Annotated in this window: 12 protein-coding genes; 9 read left to right on the top strand and 3 right to left on the bottom strand. The window is 61.0% G+C overall.

Going from position 1 to position 15,906, the window contains the following annotated elements; genetic code table 11:
* Positions 1-87 precede the first annotated feature (87 nt).
* The 7 genes from C9411_RS02805 to C9411_RS02775 all read left to right on the top strand — a co-directional run bounded on the left by C9411_RS02805 (position 88) and on the right by C9411_RS02775 (position 8,626).
* The gene (locus tag C9411_RS02805; RefSeq protein WP_107226369.1) at positions 88-1,656 is read left to right on the top strand and encodes an ABC transporter substrate-binding protein; all 1,569 of its coding nucleotides are present in this window, start codon (positions 88-90) and stop codon (positions 1,654-1,656) included.
* Positions 1,656-2,711: an ABC transporter permease gene (locus C9411_RS02800; protein ID WP_107226368.1), complete on the top strand. Its 1,056-nt coding sequence runs from the start codon at positions 1,656-1,658 to the stop codon at positions 2,709-2,711. Before C9411_RS02805 ends, C9411_RS02800 begins: the two co-directional genes overlap by 1 nt.
* Positions 2,708-3,577, top strand: a complete 870-nt coding sequence (locus C9411_RS02795) for an ABC transporter permease (protein ID WP_049202024.1) — start codon at positions 2,708-2,710, stop codon at positions 3,575-3,577. Before C9411_RS02800 ends, C9411_RS02795 begins: the two co-directional genes overlap by 4 nt.
* Entirely contained in the window at positions 3,567-4,409 is an 843-nt protein-coding gene (locus tag C9411_RS02790) for an ABC transporter ATP-binding protein (protein WP_107226367.1), read from the top strand. Before C9411_RS02795 ends, C9411_RS02790 begins: the two co-directional genes overlap by 11 nt.
* The gene (locus tag C9411_RS02785; protein ID WP_107226366.1) at positions 4,406-5,077 is read left to right on the top strand and encodes an ABC transporter ATP-binding protein; all 672 of its coding nucleotides are present in this window, start codon (positions 4,406-4,408) and stop codon (positions 5,075-5,077) included. Before C9411_RS02790 ends, C9411_RS02785 begins: the two co-directional genes overlap by 4 nt.
* Before the next feature lie 132 nt (positions 5,078-5,209).
* On the top strand, positions 5,210-6,784 hold the full coding sequence (locus tag C9411_RS02780) for an ABC transporter substrate-binding protein (RefSeq protein WP_107226365.1): 1,575 nt from the start codon (positions 5,210-5,212) through the stop codon (positions 6,782-6,784).
* A gap of 231 nt (positions 6,785-7,015) precedes the next feature.
* Complete coding sequence (locus tag C9411_RS02775; RefSeq protein ID WP_107226364.1) at positions 7,016-8,626, top strand: hypothetical protein; 1,611 nt, start codon at positions 7,016-7,018, stop codon at positions 8,624-8,626.
* Here C9411_RS02775 and C9411_RS02770 read toward each other — a convergent pair.
* Positions 8,623-9,291, bottom strand: a complete 669-nt coding sequence (locus C9411_RS02770; RefSeq protein WP_107226363.1) for an A24 family peptidase — start codon at positions 9,289-9,291, stop codon at positions 8,623-8,625. The two genes, C9411_RS02775 and C9411_RS02770, sit on opposite strands and share 4 nt — an antisense overlap.
* A gap of 429 nt (positions 9,292-9,720) precedes the next feature.
* Here C9411_RS02770 and C9411_RS02765 point away from each other — a divergent pair, with 429 nt between their 5' ends.
* Positions 9,721-11,232: a YchO/YchP family invasin gene (locus C9411_RS02765; RefSeq protein WP_107226362.1), complete on the top strand. Its 1,512-nt coding sequence runs from the start codon at positions 9,721-9,723 to the stop codon at positions 11,230-11,232.
* On the opposite strand, the gene narL is transcribed toward C9411_RS02765, so the two are convergent.
* The gene (gene narL / locus C9411_RS02760) at positions 11,229-11,879 is read right to left on the bottom strand and encodes a two-component system response regulator NarL (protein ID WP_016927346.1); all 651 of its coding nucleotides are present in this window, start codon (positions 11,877-11,879) and stop codon (positions 11,229-11,231) included. The two genes, C9411_RS02765 and narL, sit on opposite strands and share 4 nt — an antisense overlap.
* Positions 11,880-11,889: 10 nt before the next feature.
* Positions 11,890-13,674 carry a nitrate/nitrite two-component system sensor histidine kinase NarX gene (narX, locus tag C9411_RS02755; protein WP_107226591.1) on the bottom strand — a complete coding sequence of 595 codons (1,785 nt, stop codon included), beginning with the start codon at positions 13,672-13,674 and terminating at the stop codon, positions 11,890-11,892.
* A gap of 350 nt (positions 13,675-14,024) precedes the next feature.
* Here narX and C9411_RS02750 point away from each other — a divergent pair, with 350 nt between their 5' ends.
* Entirely contained in the window at positions 14,025-15,419 is a 1,395-nt protein-coding gene (locus C9411_RS02750; protein WP_107226361.1) for a NarK family nitrate/nitrite MFS transporter, read from the top strand.
* Positions 15,420-15,906 lie beyond the last annotated feature (487 nt).

The following is a 15,906-nucleotide window of genomic DNA, read 5'->3' as shown; positions in this document are numbered from 1 at the left end:
ATAGTGATTTAAGTACCTTCAGCTGCCGATCGTGCTCGCATACACTCGCGAAATTATTATAAATTCCATCCGCTTGGAGAGTTTCAGATGAAAGCGCTCGTTCCTTCTTTACTGTTTTTGGCCGTGGCGGCCGGCGTTAACGCGCAGGCGGCGACGCCGGCCAACACGCTGGTGATCGCGCAGTCTATCGATGACGTGGTCAGCTTTGACCCGGCCCAGGGATTTGAGTTAACCACGGTGCAGTCGTTCAACAGCCTGTATCAACGTCTGATCCAGTCCGATCCGCACAACCCTATCGATCTCAAGCCGACCCTGGCCAGCAGCTGGCAGGCCGGCGCCGACAATCGCAGCCTGACTTTCAGCCTGCGCCCGGATGCCAAATTCGCCAGTGGCAATCCACTGCGGCCGGAAGACGTGATCTTCTCGCTTTCGCGGGTGGTGAAACTGAATCTGGAACCGTCGTTTATCCTGACGCAGCTGGGCTGGAACGCGAAGAATGTGGAGCAACACCTGAGCAAGGTGGATGACCACCAGGTGAAAATCAGCTGGAGTGAAAACGTCAGCCCGGCCTTCGTGCTCAGCCTGCTGTCGGCGCCGGTATCGTCGATCGTCGACGCCAAAGAGGCGCTGGCGCACCAGCAGGGCGACGATCTGGGGCACCAATGGTTGAACAGCCACTCCGCCGGCAGCGGCCCTTATAAAATCCGCACCTATGTGCCGCACGAAGTGGTGGTGCTGGACGCCAACCCCGGTTCGCCGGAAGGGGCGCCGACGCTGAAAACCATCCTGATCAAAAACGTGCCCGATCCGGCCGCGCGCCGCTTGCTGATCGAACAGGGCGATGCCGATATCGCGCGCAATCTGGGGGCAGACCAGATGGCGGCCCTGAAGGGCAAGCCGGGCGTCAAACCGTTGGCCATTCCTTACGCCTCACTTTATTTCCTGCAGTTCAACGCCAAGGCGTCGCCGGCGCTCGGCAATCCGGCGTTCTGGGAGGCGGCGCGCTGGCTGTTCGATTACAAAGGCATCGCCGACGATCTGCTGAAAGGGCAGTTCCAGAGCCATCAGGCATTCCTGCCGGACGGTTATCTGGGCGCGCTCAAGGATCAGCCGTACAGCTTCAATCCACAGAAAGCCAAAGAAATACTGGCCAAAGCGGGGCTCAGCAACGTCAGTTTCCGTCTGGACGTCAACAACCAGCCGCCGTACCTGGATATCGCCCAGGCGCTGCAGGCCAGCTTTGCCCAGGGCGGCGTGAAGGTCGAACTGGTGCCGGGCATCAGTTCGCAGGTCTCTACCAAGGTGAAAGCGCTTAACTACGATGCGACGCTGACTTCCTGGGGGCCGGATTACTTTGACCCTAACACCAACGCAGCAGCCTTCGCCTACAACCCGGAAGACGGCAGCAAGACGCTGGCCTGGCGCGCCAACTGGCAGATCCCGGCGCTGAGCAAGCTGACGCTGGCCGCCACTGCGGAAAACGACACCGCCAAACGGGTGGCCGACTACCAGCAGCTGCAAAAACAGGTGCAGCAAAGCTCGCCGTTCGTCATCGGCCTGCAGGCGCGCAGCCTGATTGCGGTGCGTGACAACCTCAAGGGCTATGTGCAGGGCATCAACCCTGACATGGTGTTCTACAGCAAGGTCAGCAAGTAATGGCCGCTGAAGTGTCCGCCAGCGCCGGGGCTGCCCGGCGGTATTGGCGCTGGGGCGGGCGGCTGCTCGGTGGCGCGCTGTCGCTGGCGCTGACGTTGCTTGGCCTGCTGCTGTTCACCTTCATGCTGTCGCACCTGGCGCCGATCGATCCGGCGCTGCAGGTGGCGGGCGATCACGCCAGTGAAGCCACCTATGCGCAGGTGCGGCACGAGCTGGGGTTGGATCAACCGTTGCCGGTGCAGTTTTGGCGTTACCTGGTGCACCTGGCGCATGGCGATTTGGGCATTTCGCGCATCACCGCCCAGCCGGTGTTGAGCGATCTGCTGCGTACCTTCCCGGCGACGGTGGAGCTGGCCACCTGCGCCATTATCCTCGGCGCCCTCGGCGGCATTACGCTGGCGTTTCTGGCGGTGCTCAAACCGGGCAGTTGGCTGGATAACGCGGCGCGTCTGCTGTCGCTGATCGGTTATTCGGTGCCGATTTTCTGGCTGAGCCTGCTCGGGCTGCTGCTGTTCTACGCCACGCTGCACTGGTCGTCGGGGCCGGGGCGGCTTGACGACATCTACTTGTACAGCATGGAGCCGCGCAGCGGTTTCGTGTTGATCGACAGCTGGCTGTCCGGCGATCGCGAGATGTTCTACAACGCCATCAGCCACCTGTGGCTACCGGTGGTGGCGTTGGCGTTGCTGTCGATGGCGGGCATCACCCGGCTGCTGCGGGCGGCGATGCTGGAAGAGTGCAACAAGGAATACGTGACGCTGGCGCGTTCCAAGGGCGCCGGACGCCTGCGCATTCTGCTGCGCCATGTGTTTCCCAACGTGCTGGGCACGCTGATCACCGTGCTGTCTCTCTCCTACGCCAGCCTGCTGGAGGGGGCGGTATTGACCGAAACGGTGTTCGCCTGGCCCGGCGTCGGGCGTTACCTGACCTCGGCGCTGTTTGCCGCCGACACGCCGGCGATCCTCGGCGCCACGCTGCTGATCGGCAGCTGTTTCGTGCTGTTGAATGCGCTGGCCGATGCCTTGACCTATTTAGTGGATCCGCGAACCCGATGAGCCAATATCTCTCTGAACACGAACCGCAAAGCGAACCGGCCGTCGGTTACCGCCGCGGTCGGCGCCTGACCACGCTGACGCTGGGCGCGGCGCTGGTGGCGATTCTGATCGTCACCGCGCTGCTGGCCCCGTGGCTGGCGCCTTTCGATCCCAATCTGCAGCATATCGAGCTGCGGTTATTGCCGCCTTCCGCCGTACATTGGCTGGGCACCGATGGCTTTGGCCGCGATTTGCTCTCCCGCGTGATTTACGGCGCGCGGCCGACGCTGATTCTGGTGTCGCTGATTCTGGTGTTGACCATTCCCATCGGTCTGCTGGTCGGCATTGGCGCCGGTTATCTCGGCGGCTGGGTAGAGCGCATTTTGATGCGCCTGACCGACATTTTCCTGTCGCTGCCGAGCCTGGTGATCGCGCTGGCGTTCGTGGCGGTCATGGGGCCAGGGCTGATGAACGGCGCGCTGGCGCTGGCATTGACCAGTTGGCCGGCCTTTGCCCGCCAGGCGCGGGCCGAAACCCTGGCGCTGCGCCGCAGCGACTACCTGGCGGCGGCGCGTATGCAGGGCATCAACGGGCTGCGGCTGATGGTCGGCCACATTTTGCCTTTATGCCTGCCGAGCGCGGTGGTGCGCGCGGCGCTGAGTCTGGGCGGCATCATCCTGTCCGCCGCTGGTCTGGGGTTCCTCGGCATGGGCGTCGCGCCGCCGACCGCCGAATGGGGCTCGATGGTGGCCGAAGGCAGTAAAGTCATTTTCGACCAATGGTGGGTCGCCGCCGCGCCGGGCGGGGCGATCCTGTTCGCCAGCCTGGCGTTTAACCTGCTGGGCGATGGCCTGCGCGACAAAATGGATCCTCGTCATGGGCACTGATAACACCTTATTGACCATCGAACGGCTGGCGATCGGCGTGCCAGGGCCACAGCCGGTGGCGCTGGTGAAGAATATTTCGTTCAGCATGGGGCGGGAGCGGCTGGCGCTGGTCGGTGAGTCCGGCTCCGGCAAATCGTTGACCGCGCGTGCGCTGATGGGGCTATTGCCGCCGCCGTTGCAGCTGCAGGCGCAGCGCCTGACGCTGGGCGATGAAGACTTAACGCGCCTGAGCGAGCGCCAGTGGAGCCGGCTGCGCGGCGACCGGGTGGCGATGGTGATGCAAGATCCCAAGCATGCGCTGAATCCCAATCAGCCTATCGGCCGTCAGGTGGAGGAGCCGCTGGTGCTGCATGCCAAGCTGAGTCGCGCCGAGCGGCGTGAAAAAGTGCTGGAAATGTTGGCGGCGGTGGGCTTGCCCGAGCCGGCGGCGCTGTGCCGCCGCTATCCGCATCAGCTCTCCGGCGGCATGGGGCAACGGGTGATGCTGGCCATTGCATTGATCAACGATCCGCAGTTGCTGATTGCCGACGAACCGACTTCGGCACTGGATCACCAGATGCGCGATCAGGTGCTGCAGCTGATAGACAACCTGGTGGCGCAACGCAATATGGGCCTGATCCTGATCAGCCACGATTTGCAGCAGGTGGCGCGTCACTGCGAGCGGGTACTGGTGATGTACAAAGGCGAGCTGTTGGATCAACTGCCGGCGGCAGCGCTGGCGCAGGCCACGCACCCTTATACCCGCACGCTGTGGGCGTGCCGGCCGAGCCGCGAGACGCGCGGCAAACCGTTGCCGGTGCTGGATCGCGCGCTGTTGGAGACCTTGAAATGAGCGTGATTGCACTGAAAAACCTGAGCGTCAGTCACCGCCAGGGTTATGAACTGCGCACCGTGGTGCATGAGGTTAACCTGCGCATCGAACCGGGCGAGTGTTTCGGGCTGGTGGGGCCTTCCGGCTGCGGCAAGTCCTCGTTGCTGTGGGTGCTGGCCGGGCTGAATGGCAGCTGGCAGGGTGGCTTTGAGTTGCTGGGGCGGCGGCTGCAGCCGGGGCTGGCGTTTACCGGCGAACTGCGGCGCGAGGTGCAAATGGTGTTTCAAGATCCCTATGCTTCGCTACACCCGAAACACCGGCTGTTGCGTACGCTGTCGGAGCCGCTCAAACTGCTGAAGGAAAGCGACATCGAACGTAAAATCAGCGCGGGCTTTCGCCAGGTGGGGTTGGATCCGCGCCTGCTGGATCGCTACCCGCATCAGCTGTCGGGCGGCCAGCGGCAGCGCGTGGCGATCGTGCGCGCATTGTTGCTGCGGCCGAAGCTGCTGTTGCTGGATGAACCGACTTCGGCGTTGGACATGTCGGTGCAGGCGGAGATCCTCAACCTGCTCAACGAGCTGAAACAGGCGGGCGATCTGACTATGGTGCTGGTCAGCCACGATGCGGACGTGATTGACCACATGTGCGATCGTTCGGTGGCGATGGCGCACGGCCGCATCATCGTTTGACCCTATGCCCGCCAACGCGGCGGGCATATCCATCTTGGTAATAAATAAAGCAATTTATCGTCGTTCTTCCGTTAATTCTTACCCCCTACACTCGACAAACAGCGCAACCGCGTGATTGTGGAGAGTGTAGCGATGAAACGGTTAATCCCAACCTTATTATATGGCGCGCTGGCGGCCGCTTCCGGTGCGCAGGCCGCTACCCCGCAGGATACCTTGGTGGTGGTCAGTTCGCTGGAGGGCATTATCAGCCTCGATCCGGCGGAGAGCTTTGAAACCGTCAGCTCGGCCAACCTGGTCAACCTCTATCAGCGCCTGGTGGCGCCGGATCGCGCCGCGCCGCAAAAGCTGGCGCCGGACGCCGCAGGCAGTTGGCAAGCGGGCGCCGATGGCCGCAGCCTGACCTTTACCCTGAAAGCGCAGCAACGCTTCGCTTCCGGCAATCCGCTACGGCCCGAAGACGTCATTTTCTCGCTGGTTCGCGCGGTGAAGCTGAACAAGGCGCCGTCGTTTATTCTCGGTGAGTTTGGCTGGACGCCGGATAACGTTGAGAAGCAGTTGAAGAAGGTGGGGGATAACCAGGTGCAACTTCGTTGGCCCGCCAACATCGGCAGCGAGCTGGCGCTGCGGCTGCTGACGGCGAACGTGGCCTCGATCGTGGATGAGAAGCTGCTGAACGAGCACGCACAGCAGGGGGACTACGGCAATGCCTGGCTGCGCAGCCATTCCGCCGGCGGCGGTCCGTATCGGGTAAACAACTATGTGCCGCACGAGGCGCTGCTGTTTGGCCGCAACGACTATGCGCCGTCGCCGGCCCGGCTGAAAACGGTGTTGTTCAAGAACGTCAGCGACGCCGGTACCCGCCGCTTGCTGTTGCTGAAAGGGGATGCCGACGTGGCCTACGATCTGGGCGCCGATCAGTTCGACTCGCTGCGCAACGCGTCTGGTGTGCGCATCGAGCAGGCCGATGCGCCCCGAATCTATTACCTCGGTTTCAACACCGGCAGCAAAGACAACCCGGCGTTGGGCAATCCGGCGCTGTGGCAGGCGGCGCGTTGGCTGGTGGATTATCAGAGCATCGCCGAGCAGTTGCTGAAAGGGCAATATCGCGTGCATCAGGCCTTCTTGCCGGAGGGATTGGACGGTGCGCTCGACGATCGGCCGTTTAAGCTCGACGTGGACAAAGCCAAACAGATCCTGCGCGAGGCCGGCATTGCTGAAGGTACGCGCATCGATCTTATCGTCATCAACCAGCCGCCGTACACCGATATCGCGCAGGCGTTGCAGGCCAGCTTTGCGCAGGCCGGGCTGCGGTTGGATATCCATCCGGTGGTGGAAAGCGATCTGTGGGGCAAGATGCGCGGCCGCGATTTTCAGGCGATCTTCACCTACTGGGGCGCCGACTACCTGGATCCGAACACCAACGCCAGCGCCTTTGCCTACAACGTGCCTGGTGGGCCGAAAACCCTGGCCTGGCGCACCCAGTGGGGCATTCCCGCCATCAGCGCGGAAACGCGTGCCGCGGCCGCAGAGGGCAACAGCGCCGCGCGCAGCGCTCGTTACGTCACGTTGCAACGGGAACTGCAGGCCAGTTCGCCCTATGTGGTCGCGCTGCAGGGGCAAACGCTGGTGGCATTGCGCGACAACGTTGAAGGCGCCCGGCTGGATATCGCCAACAGCATGCTGTATCTGGACCGGGTGAGTAAGTAGCGGCAGCGCCCCGCGCCTGGCCGGGGTTTCTGGCGCGCCAAAGGCCGACAGCGTGTGAAATCGCATGCTGTTGCAACCACGAAGCGCGAGATGTTGTATCAAGGTGAAATAAAATGAAATTTCATAACGTGCTCATGTGACGGTGATAGATTGGCGCTGAAAGGCGGTGTTGTTTACGCCTTTCAGCGCGGTCGTTCGCAATGATGCGGACACATCACGTCAGGAGATATTATGGACAATCACGGAAACGCTTCAGTGGAGCGCGCCGCAACTTTGCTCGCCACCGGTGAGGTTGTGACGCCGGAACAGTTTTATCAGGACAGCGACGGAAGCAACTGGGGGCCGGCGATCAACAAAGCGGCGGCGGCGGCGCTGCAAGCCGGCGGTACGTTGTCCCTGGGCAAACGGGTGTATACGGTCGCCGGGCACGTACTGATTCAGACGACAACGGACATCTACGGCGGCATCGGTTTGCGGGTGGTCGGATTGGGGCGGGCGACCAAAATCGTCAAGACCGCGGACAGCAGCTATACCAATGAACAAGGCGAAACCAAGAAAGCGGTGATCGTGGTGAAAGGCTTCGCCAATCTGACGCTGCATGGCTTGACGTTGCGGGATGATACCGGCGCAGACGATACCCACGGCGTGTGGTTCAGCGATCTCAATATGACGAAGTTTGATATCCGTGACATCTACACCAAGGTTGGCGGTTATTCGCTGTTTGTCTCGGGCGACATGTTCATTAACTGGCTGGTGAACGTGCAGATGGAAGCTAACGCCAATCGCCCGGGCGATGGGGTGCTGTGGATGAACAAGTCCGGCACCACCAATTTTATCGACGGGCTCTACGCCGCTCGCGCCAAAGGCACTGCGTTCAGAATTTCAGGGTTCTACTCTACGGTCGGCTCATTGGCCGCGGATGACTGCATCGGCGATATCTACTATTTCAAAGATTTTAACGGCACGATCAATTCGTTGGGCTGCGAGAACCGCAACACGCAGCGCGCCGCCAATGTCAGCGTGTTGTCCACCAACTTTGCCCAGGGCACGATAGGCAATATCAATATCCAGGACGCGCAGAATGTGGAAAGCGGAGGTGCGCTGTGCCGATTTATCAACGAATCCCGTTGGGATATCGGTCAGTTGAATCTTTACAGCGGTTCCAAGACGCCTTTCCCGGTGGCGATTGCCACCTGCAACAACAATACCGAGGTAACCTTCAGTAACGTCTATAACGGCGGCGTCCCGGTGGCCGGCAAAAGCACCGTCGACGTTACGTCGTTTTTAAGCGGTGTCGAAGCGATGTACAGCCTGGGCGAGCGAGGAATTGCCCCTTATTCCACCAGCAATCATTTGCCGCGCAACATCTCGAAGCAGCCATCGTGGACTTTTTTAGGCACCCTGACCGCGCCGGATCGGCAACCCACAACGCACATTACGCTTCAACAGGGCGTAAGCACCAAGGTGCTGGCGTGCGATTTATATATCACGTTCGATCTGTCTTCGCAGGCGACCGCCTTTGTCGTCAATAAAGGCAGCTATAGCGCGAAAAGCGCCTTTATGTTGCGGCGCACCGGGCCGTTGAGCTGCGAAATATATTACCGCGTCGAGAAAGATTTCGGTTTTGGCAGTTATCAGGTGCAGACTACGCGCGGCAGCTACTGGCGGCCGGACGGCGCTTCGTTGAGCGCGCCCCCCTCCGATGCGTTGGAAATTCGCAGCGATGAGGTGTTATCCACGACCAGACTCGCGGTGATCCAGCCACTGGCCAATCCGGCAACGGCCAGCACGGCAGAAGTAGCCGGGTTGCTCAATCGGCTGATCGAGACGCTGAAGACCTAACCGAACAACGTCTGCGCATTCTGGCCGGCGTCTGTCAACAGCAGCAGCCAGCCGGCCGCCGCCAGGGCGATACCGAAAGGTTGCGGCGCTCGCCAGCCGCGGCGCTGGCGCAGGCCGCGCGCCAATGCCATGCCTAACCCGAACGCTGCCGCCAGACAGACCAACAGCGGCAACAGCGTCCAACCGAGCCAGGCGCCCAGCGCCGCCAGCAGTTTGAAATCGCCCTGGCCGATGCCGTCACGCCGCCGCACCTGACGATAAAGCGCGTTGAGTAGCCACAGCGCCCCGTAACCGGCCGCAGCGCCGATAACTGCGTCGTCCAGCGGCGCCCAGCGAGCGTCAAGATTGCACAGCAGCCCGCCCCACAGCAGCGGCTGGGTTAGCCGGTCCGGCAGCCACCGGTGGCGCCAGTCTAGCCAGGCCAGGGCGATCAGCAGCGCCGCGGCCGGCGGTAACCACAGCCGATGTGCTGTCGGCAGGTCAAAGGGCAGCGCCGCCAACGCCAAACCCAGGGCCGTCAGCAGCAGGCTGCGACGGCGCAATCTCGGCGGGCTGGCGCGCACGGCCGCCGTTCGCTCCAACCGGGTGATGAGCGCGAAGGCGACCACACCTGCCGAAATCAGCGCGGTGAAAAACAGCGCGTGCCAGAGTGAGGAAAGAAACATCAAGGCTCCGTCAGTTGTGAAACAGAGGGTTAAAATAACGGCAAAATGCGTATTTCATCGGGGTGAAATGCGGTGGGTTGTGAGGAATGCGCAGTCGTACGCATCGCCACTTTACGTGTTGCAGAGTGATACACTGCCATGCGCGGTGGCGCGCAGCAGCAGGTTGCCGTGCTTTTTATCGGCAAAATCGGTGCTAAAAAGATGTGAATTCACCTGGCGGCCGGAAGGGATCGGTAAATGGCGTAAGTGACGACGTCACTCAGGCTGATTGGGGTTTATCCTATTGTTTCTGCTCGTCAAGCCGTTAGGCTTTAAGAAAGAGGCGTCCCCGCCAGGGCGGGACGTAAGGTTTTTCAGAACTGTCGCGGGAAAGGCGATAGCAAAGCAGTGGGTTGGCGAGATCCAGGAGGGAGAAAAGCCAACGGTGTCATGAAAGGCGTGATTCAGGCTGAATTTATCAAGACTCAAAAACGATTTTGGCGCCGTCGCCAAACGGTGTGGCTGGCCGGGCCGCTGATGTGGCTGGCCGGTGCAGCGCCCGTGCGCGCCGAATCCCCGCCGGCGCCGGACGCCGTTATCGTTTCTCAGCAGCAAGCCGCAGATCCGGCCGAGAACTTGCCGGAGCTGGGCGGTGCGCCCGACGATGCCGCGCGCGAGAAGCAGTGGGCCGAGATGGCCAAACAGCTGGGTGAAAAAGAGTTGAACAACGTTTCACGTCAGCAGATGCGCAGCCGCGCCGAGGATTATTTGTTGGGCCAGGCGACCGACACGCTGCAACAGCAGGCGCAGGAACTGTTGTCGCCGCTGGGCACCGCGCGGCTATCGCTGAAAATGACCGGGGAGGGTGACTTTACCGGCAGTAACGGGCAGTTATTCAGTCCGTTGTACGACGTCGACGGATTGCTGACCTACAGCCAGATCGGCTGGCTGCAGCAAAGCGCCGGGGCGCTCGGCAATTTTGCGCTGGGGCAACGCTGGATCGCCGGCGACTGGCTGCTGGGGTACAACACGGCGCTCGACAGCGATTTCGCTCGGCAGCGCAATCGAGGCAGCGTCGGTGCGGAAGCCTGGGGTGATTACCTGCGTTTCTCCACCAACTATTACTACCCGCTGTCGGCGCTGTCGCAACAGCCCGGCGATGGGGTATTTTTCAGCCGTCCGGCGCGCGGTTACGACATCACGACGCAAGGCTACCTGCCGTTTTATCGCCAGATCGGCGGTTCGCTCAGCTATGAGCAGTATCTGGGCGATAATGTCGATCTGTTCGGCAGCGGCAAAAAACAAAACGATCCGCGCGCGATGCAGCTGGGGCTCAATTACACGCCGGTGCCGCTGGTGACGATGAAGGCGCTGCATAAGATTGGCGCGGGCGGGCAGAGTCAGGATCAGGTCGAACTGGCGCTGAGCTATCGGCTCGGGGTGCCGCTGGTGAAGCAGATTTCGCCGGAGTATGTAGCGCAAGCCAAGTCGCTGCGCGGCAGCCGCTACGATCCTATCGAACGCAAGAACGTACCGGTGCTGGAGTTCCGTCAGCGCAAGACGCTGCAGGTGTTCCTGGCCACGCCGCCGTGGAGCCTGCAGGCAGGGGAAACCGTGCCGCTGGTGCTGGAAATCAAGGCGTTGAACGGTATCGCTCACGTCAGTTGGCAGGGGGATACGCAGGCGCTGAGCCTGACGCCGCCGCATAACGCCAACGATCCGCAGGGCTGGACGGCGATCGTGCCGCCGTGGGACGACGCGCCAGGTGCCGCCAACAGCTACCGGCTATCGGTCACGCTGGAAGACGATAAACAGCAGCGCGTGACGTCCAACTGGATAGAGCTGAAAGTGGCGCCGCCGCTGACGGCGACCGCCGGTGATGATGCGGGCCTGCCGCCGATCAAAACCCTGACGCCGCCGCCGATCCCGGCGCAAACCGGGCCGCTGTACGACGGCGATTAACCGTTTTTACCCTGCAGTACCCATACGGCGGCCTCGACGCGGGATTTTAGCTTCATCTTTTTCAGCAGGTGTTTGACGTGTACCTTGACGGTGCTTTCGGTGATGGTCAGGCGGCGGGCGATCAACTTGTTCGGCAGCCCTTGGGCGATCAGCTTCAGGATATCCCGTTCGCGCGGCGTCAGTTGCTGAATATCGCGATCGGCGCTGGGGCGGTTTTCCCGCAGGCTGGCGGCGAGGATCGGCGTCAGCGTTTCGCTCAGCACCATCTGCCCGGCCGCCGCCTGATGCAGCGCCTTCAGCAGATCCTCCGGCTCCATGTCTTTCAACAGATAGCCGTCGGCGCCGCGTTTGAGTGCGCTGACGACGTCGTCTTCATGGTTGGACACGCTGAACACCACGACGCGCCCCGACAGGTCGGTTTGGCGCAGGCGATCCAGCGTTTCCAGCCCGTTGATGCCGGGCATGTTCAGGTCGAGCAGGATCAGATCCGGATCGTGCTGCTCCGCGAGCGTGACCCCTTGTTCACCGTTGCTGGCTTCGGCGATGACCTGCAGGCGAGCGTCCATGCCAATCAGCTGTTTTACGCCGTTGCGCAGCATCGGGTGGTCGTCGATCAGTAAGATTGTGGCGGCGGTTTCTGTCGTCATGGTGTCTCCGTTAGTCGATGGCGTGGTTATCCGGCGTGAAGCTGACCCGCACCTCGGTGCCGCCGCCGCTGCGCGGTAAAATGTCGCAGCGGCCGTGCAGGCTCTTGGCGCGATCGCGCATGATGATCAAGCCGTAATGATCGGGGCGAGACGTCTCGGCCGGCAGGCCGCGTCCGTTGTCGCATACGCTCAGGGTCACTTCGCCCCGTTTATTGATGACCTGAATGCTCACCTCGCTGGCGGCGGCGTGCTTAAGGATATTGCTGAGCGCCTCGCGGGCGATCTGCAGCAGGTGAATGGCCTGGTAGGCCGGCACCGTGCGTGGCCCCAACTGGTAATCGAGGCTGATGTTCAGGCCCAGTTTGGGATTGAACTCCGCTACCGTCGATTGCAGTGCCGCCAGCAGGCCCGGTTCGGTCAGCTGCAGGCGGAAGGTGGTCAGCAGCTCGCGCAGCTGGCGATAAGCGCCGTTCAGCTCTTCGCGCATCTGCTGGACCAGCGCCTGGCTAGCGGAGGAGAGCGTTTCGCCCTGCATCTGCAGGCAGGCGATTTGCATTTTCAGGCAGGAAAGCGATTGGGCGATGGAGTCGTGCAGCTCGCGGGCTATCGCCGCCCGTTCTTCCATCAGCATCAGCTGCTGCTGGTGGTCGACCTGACGCTCGATGGCCAGCACGCTGGTCAGCTGCTCCACCAGGGTGTTGATCAGCTGGCGGTGCTCATCGTTCAGCGGCTGTTGCGGCGCATGCTGCGCCACGATCACGCCGTAGTCGCCAAGCTTGTCGCTCAGGCTCCAGCTCAGCGACGGATTGTCGGGATGCTGTCGGTCGCTGTCGTTCAGACAGGCGCTGCACACCGGATTATGGCAATGCTCCGGCCGCAACGGCTGGTTGCCGCTCAGCTGCAGCAGCGGTTCCCGGCTGTCGTTTTCATACAGCCGCACCTGAATGGCGCGCAGCGGCGTCAGGGTTTGCAGTTGGTTGAGCAGCGGCGTCAGGCGGCTGCACAGCGGCTCGCTGGCGTGCAGCAGGCGGCTGGCGCGATAGAGGAAGCTCAGCACCTGATTTTTCTGCTGCAGGTCGGCGGTTTTCTCGGCCACGCGCTGCTCCAGCCCGCTGTAGGTGGCCGACAGTTCGTCGGACATGGTGTTCAACGCGCCGCCGAGCGACGCCATTTCATCCTGGTGGCCGCGCTGCGCGAAGCGCCGGCTAAAGTCGCCGCGGCCCACCGCCAACGCCATCTCCACCAGCTGTCGCCACGGATGCAGCAACCGGCGGCGCAGGTAGCAGGTGGTGCCGATCAGCAGCAGCAGGGTCAGCGCGATGAAGCCGGCCTGCACCAGCGTCACCATCAGCAGGCGGCGCTCGGTTTGCCTGTCGATATCCGAGACCAGCTTATCCAGCAGTTGCACGAAGTGCGCCACCTGTGGCGCGGCGTCGGCCGGGCGTTGCGCGCTGCGCAGGCGCGGTTGCAGAGTCTGTTGCCAATAGTCGCGCAGGGCGACGAAAGGTTGCGTCAACCCTTCCTGTTCCACCGAACGCTGCAGATCGGGGCTGTTTTCGTCGCGTTCCAGTTCGCGGATCAACGCTTCATGCCGTTCATCCAGCGGCACCTGCGCCAGCAGACGGTAGCTTTGCATACGCAGCGAGCCGGCCTTGTTGATGGCGTGCGCGTTGCCCTGAATGCTTTGCGACATCCAGGCGGAAATCCCCATGCCGGCCACGCCCAGAATGCCCGACAGCAACATCAACAGGGCGACCTGATTCACGATCGAAAGCGGGGCCAACAGGCGTTTCATAAGCACGGATTCCTGGTGTTTGGCGCCGCTGAAGCTCAGGGGCGAAGGCGGCGACGGGATAAACAAGTAACGATTCAGCTGTATTTTTGATTATCCCTGAGCATAACCCCATACCTCGAATGAAGTACCCATTAGTTTCCGACGGGGGGGCAGGACGATAAAAGTGATGCGGATTTTATTTTTAGTCCGTTGATTTAAATGTATTTAATTTTTAATTGTGGTGTACCCCTAAGGGGATGAGGGCGCTATTTGCGCCGCCAACTACTTGCATTCGGGTTGATATACATCAACTTTGCCGCCGGGGCCGCCCCCTAGGGTGTGCGGAATGATCCCCCGTGTCTGAGGTTTTTATGTCGCAACTTGCAACGCCTTCATCAAAGAAAACCAGTGCGCTGATTCAGGACTGGCGTCCTGAAGACAGCGCCTTTTGGCAGCAGCGTGGCCATCGCATCGCCACCCGCAACCTGTGGATTTCCATTCCCTGCCTGCTGCTGGCCTTCTGCGTCTGGATGCTGTTCAGCGCCGTCGCGGTCAACCTGAACAAGGTGGGCTTCAACTTCACCACCGACCAGCTGTTCCTCCTGACGGCGTTGCCGTCGGTGTCGGGCGCTATTTTACGCGTGCCGTATTCATTCGTGATCCCGCTGTTTGGTGGCCGCCGCTGGACCGCCATCAGCACCTGCTTCCTGCTGGTGCCGTGCCTGTGGCTAGGGTTTGCGGTGCAGGACAGCAGCACGCCGTACAGCGTGTTCGTCATCATTTCTCTGCTGTGCGGTTTCGCCGGCGCCAACTTTGCCTCCAGCATGGCCAACATCAGCTTCTTCTTCCCGAAAGCGCGCCAGGGCGGTGCGTTGGGGCTCAACGGCGGGTTGGGAAATCTGGGCGTCAGCGTTATGCAGCTGGTCGCGCCGCTGGCGATTTCTTTCAGCCTGTTCGGCCTGTTTGGCGGCACGGCGCAAAATCAGGCAGAGGGGGGGCAGCTGTGGCTGGAAAACGCCGCCTGGATCTGGGTGCCGTTCCTGCTGGTTGCCACCCTCGCGGCCTGGTTCGGCATGAACGATCTGGCGGCGGCCAAGGCATCGCTGCGCCAGCAGCTGCCGGTGCTCAAGCGTGGGCATTTGTGGATGCTGAGTTTGCTGTATCTCGCGACCTTCGGTTCTTTCATCGGTTTCTCCGCCGGTTTCGCCATGCTGTCGAAGACGCAATTTCCGGACATCGTGATCCTGCATTACGCATTCTTCGGGCCGTTCCTCGGTGCGCTGGCACGGCCGGTCGGCGGCGCGCTGTCTGACCGTTTCGGCGGCGTGCGGGTGACGTTGATCAACTTTGTGGTGATGGCCGTGTTCGCCGCGTTGTTGTTCCTGACCTTACCGACGGCGGGTGAGGGCGGTTCTTTCATCGCCTTCTACGGCATCTTTATGGTGTTGTTCCTCACGGCGGGGCTGGGCAGCGGGTCGACTTTCCAAATGATCGCCGTCATTTTCCGTAAAATCACGGTCGATCGCGTGAAAGCGGCCGGCGGCAGTGATGAGAGCGCGCAGCGTGAAGCGGTGACGGACTCCGCCGCCGCATTGGGCTTTATCTCGGCGATCGGCGCTGCCGGCGGCTTCTTTATTCCCCAGGCATTCGGTACCTCGCTGGCGCTGACCGGTTCGCCGGCGGGGGCAATGAAAGTATTCCTGGTGTTTTATATCCTGTGTGTGGTCATCACCTGGGCGGTGTATGGCCGCAAGAAAAAGGCCTGAGTATCACACTGCTTTCTCAATCCCTCCCGACAGGGGAGGGATATTTCGCTCATTCCGAGTCATCTCTCCTTGCTTCCTCAGTGAAATTTTCTGTCTTTAGGTAAAATTCTCATCTCCGCTTGCCGTTTTTTTCTTTTTTTATAGCACTATCTCTCAATGTGGGAATATTTTCGCCAAAACGGATTATATTATTTGCACGCTTTTTCCGTTTTATTGAGAGTATTCTTACATTAAGGCGCTAATGTCTTTCCGAAGATTAAATGAAATTTTCGGGAGGGGAAGGCATAATTAGTGCGATTGTTATAAAATCAGTAATAGGCTTTTGTCTTAGATGCTGCACACACCGAGTGGAATGTGTCACGGGGTTAAATCAGATAACTCTCATTCTGTTTTTTTCGGCTTTTTGTAGTCTATCTGACAATCAGATTAGGTGGAAAAACACAATGAATTCACGGATAAGAATGAAATTTCACAATTTCATTCGATT

Source organism: Serratia sp. Nf2, assembly GCF_003028435.1.
GTDB lineage: Bacteria > Pseudomonadota > Gammaproteobacteria > Enterobacterales > Enterobacteriaceae > Serratia > Serratia marcescens_L.
This window is presented reverse-complemented; position numbering and strand designations above follow the sequence as displayed.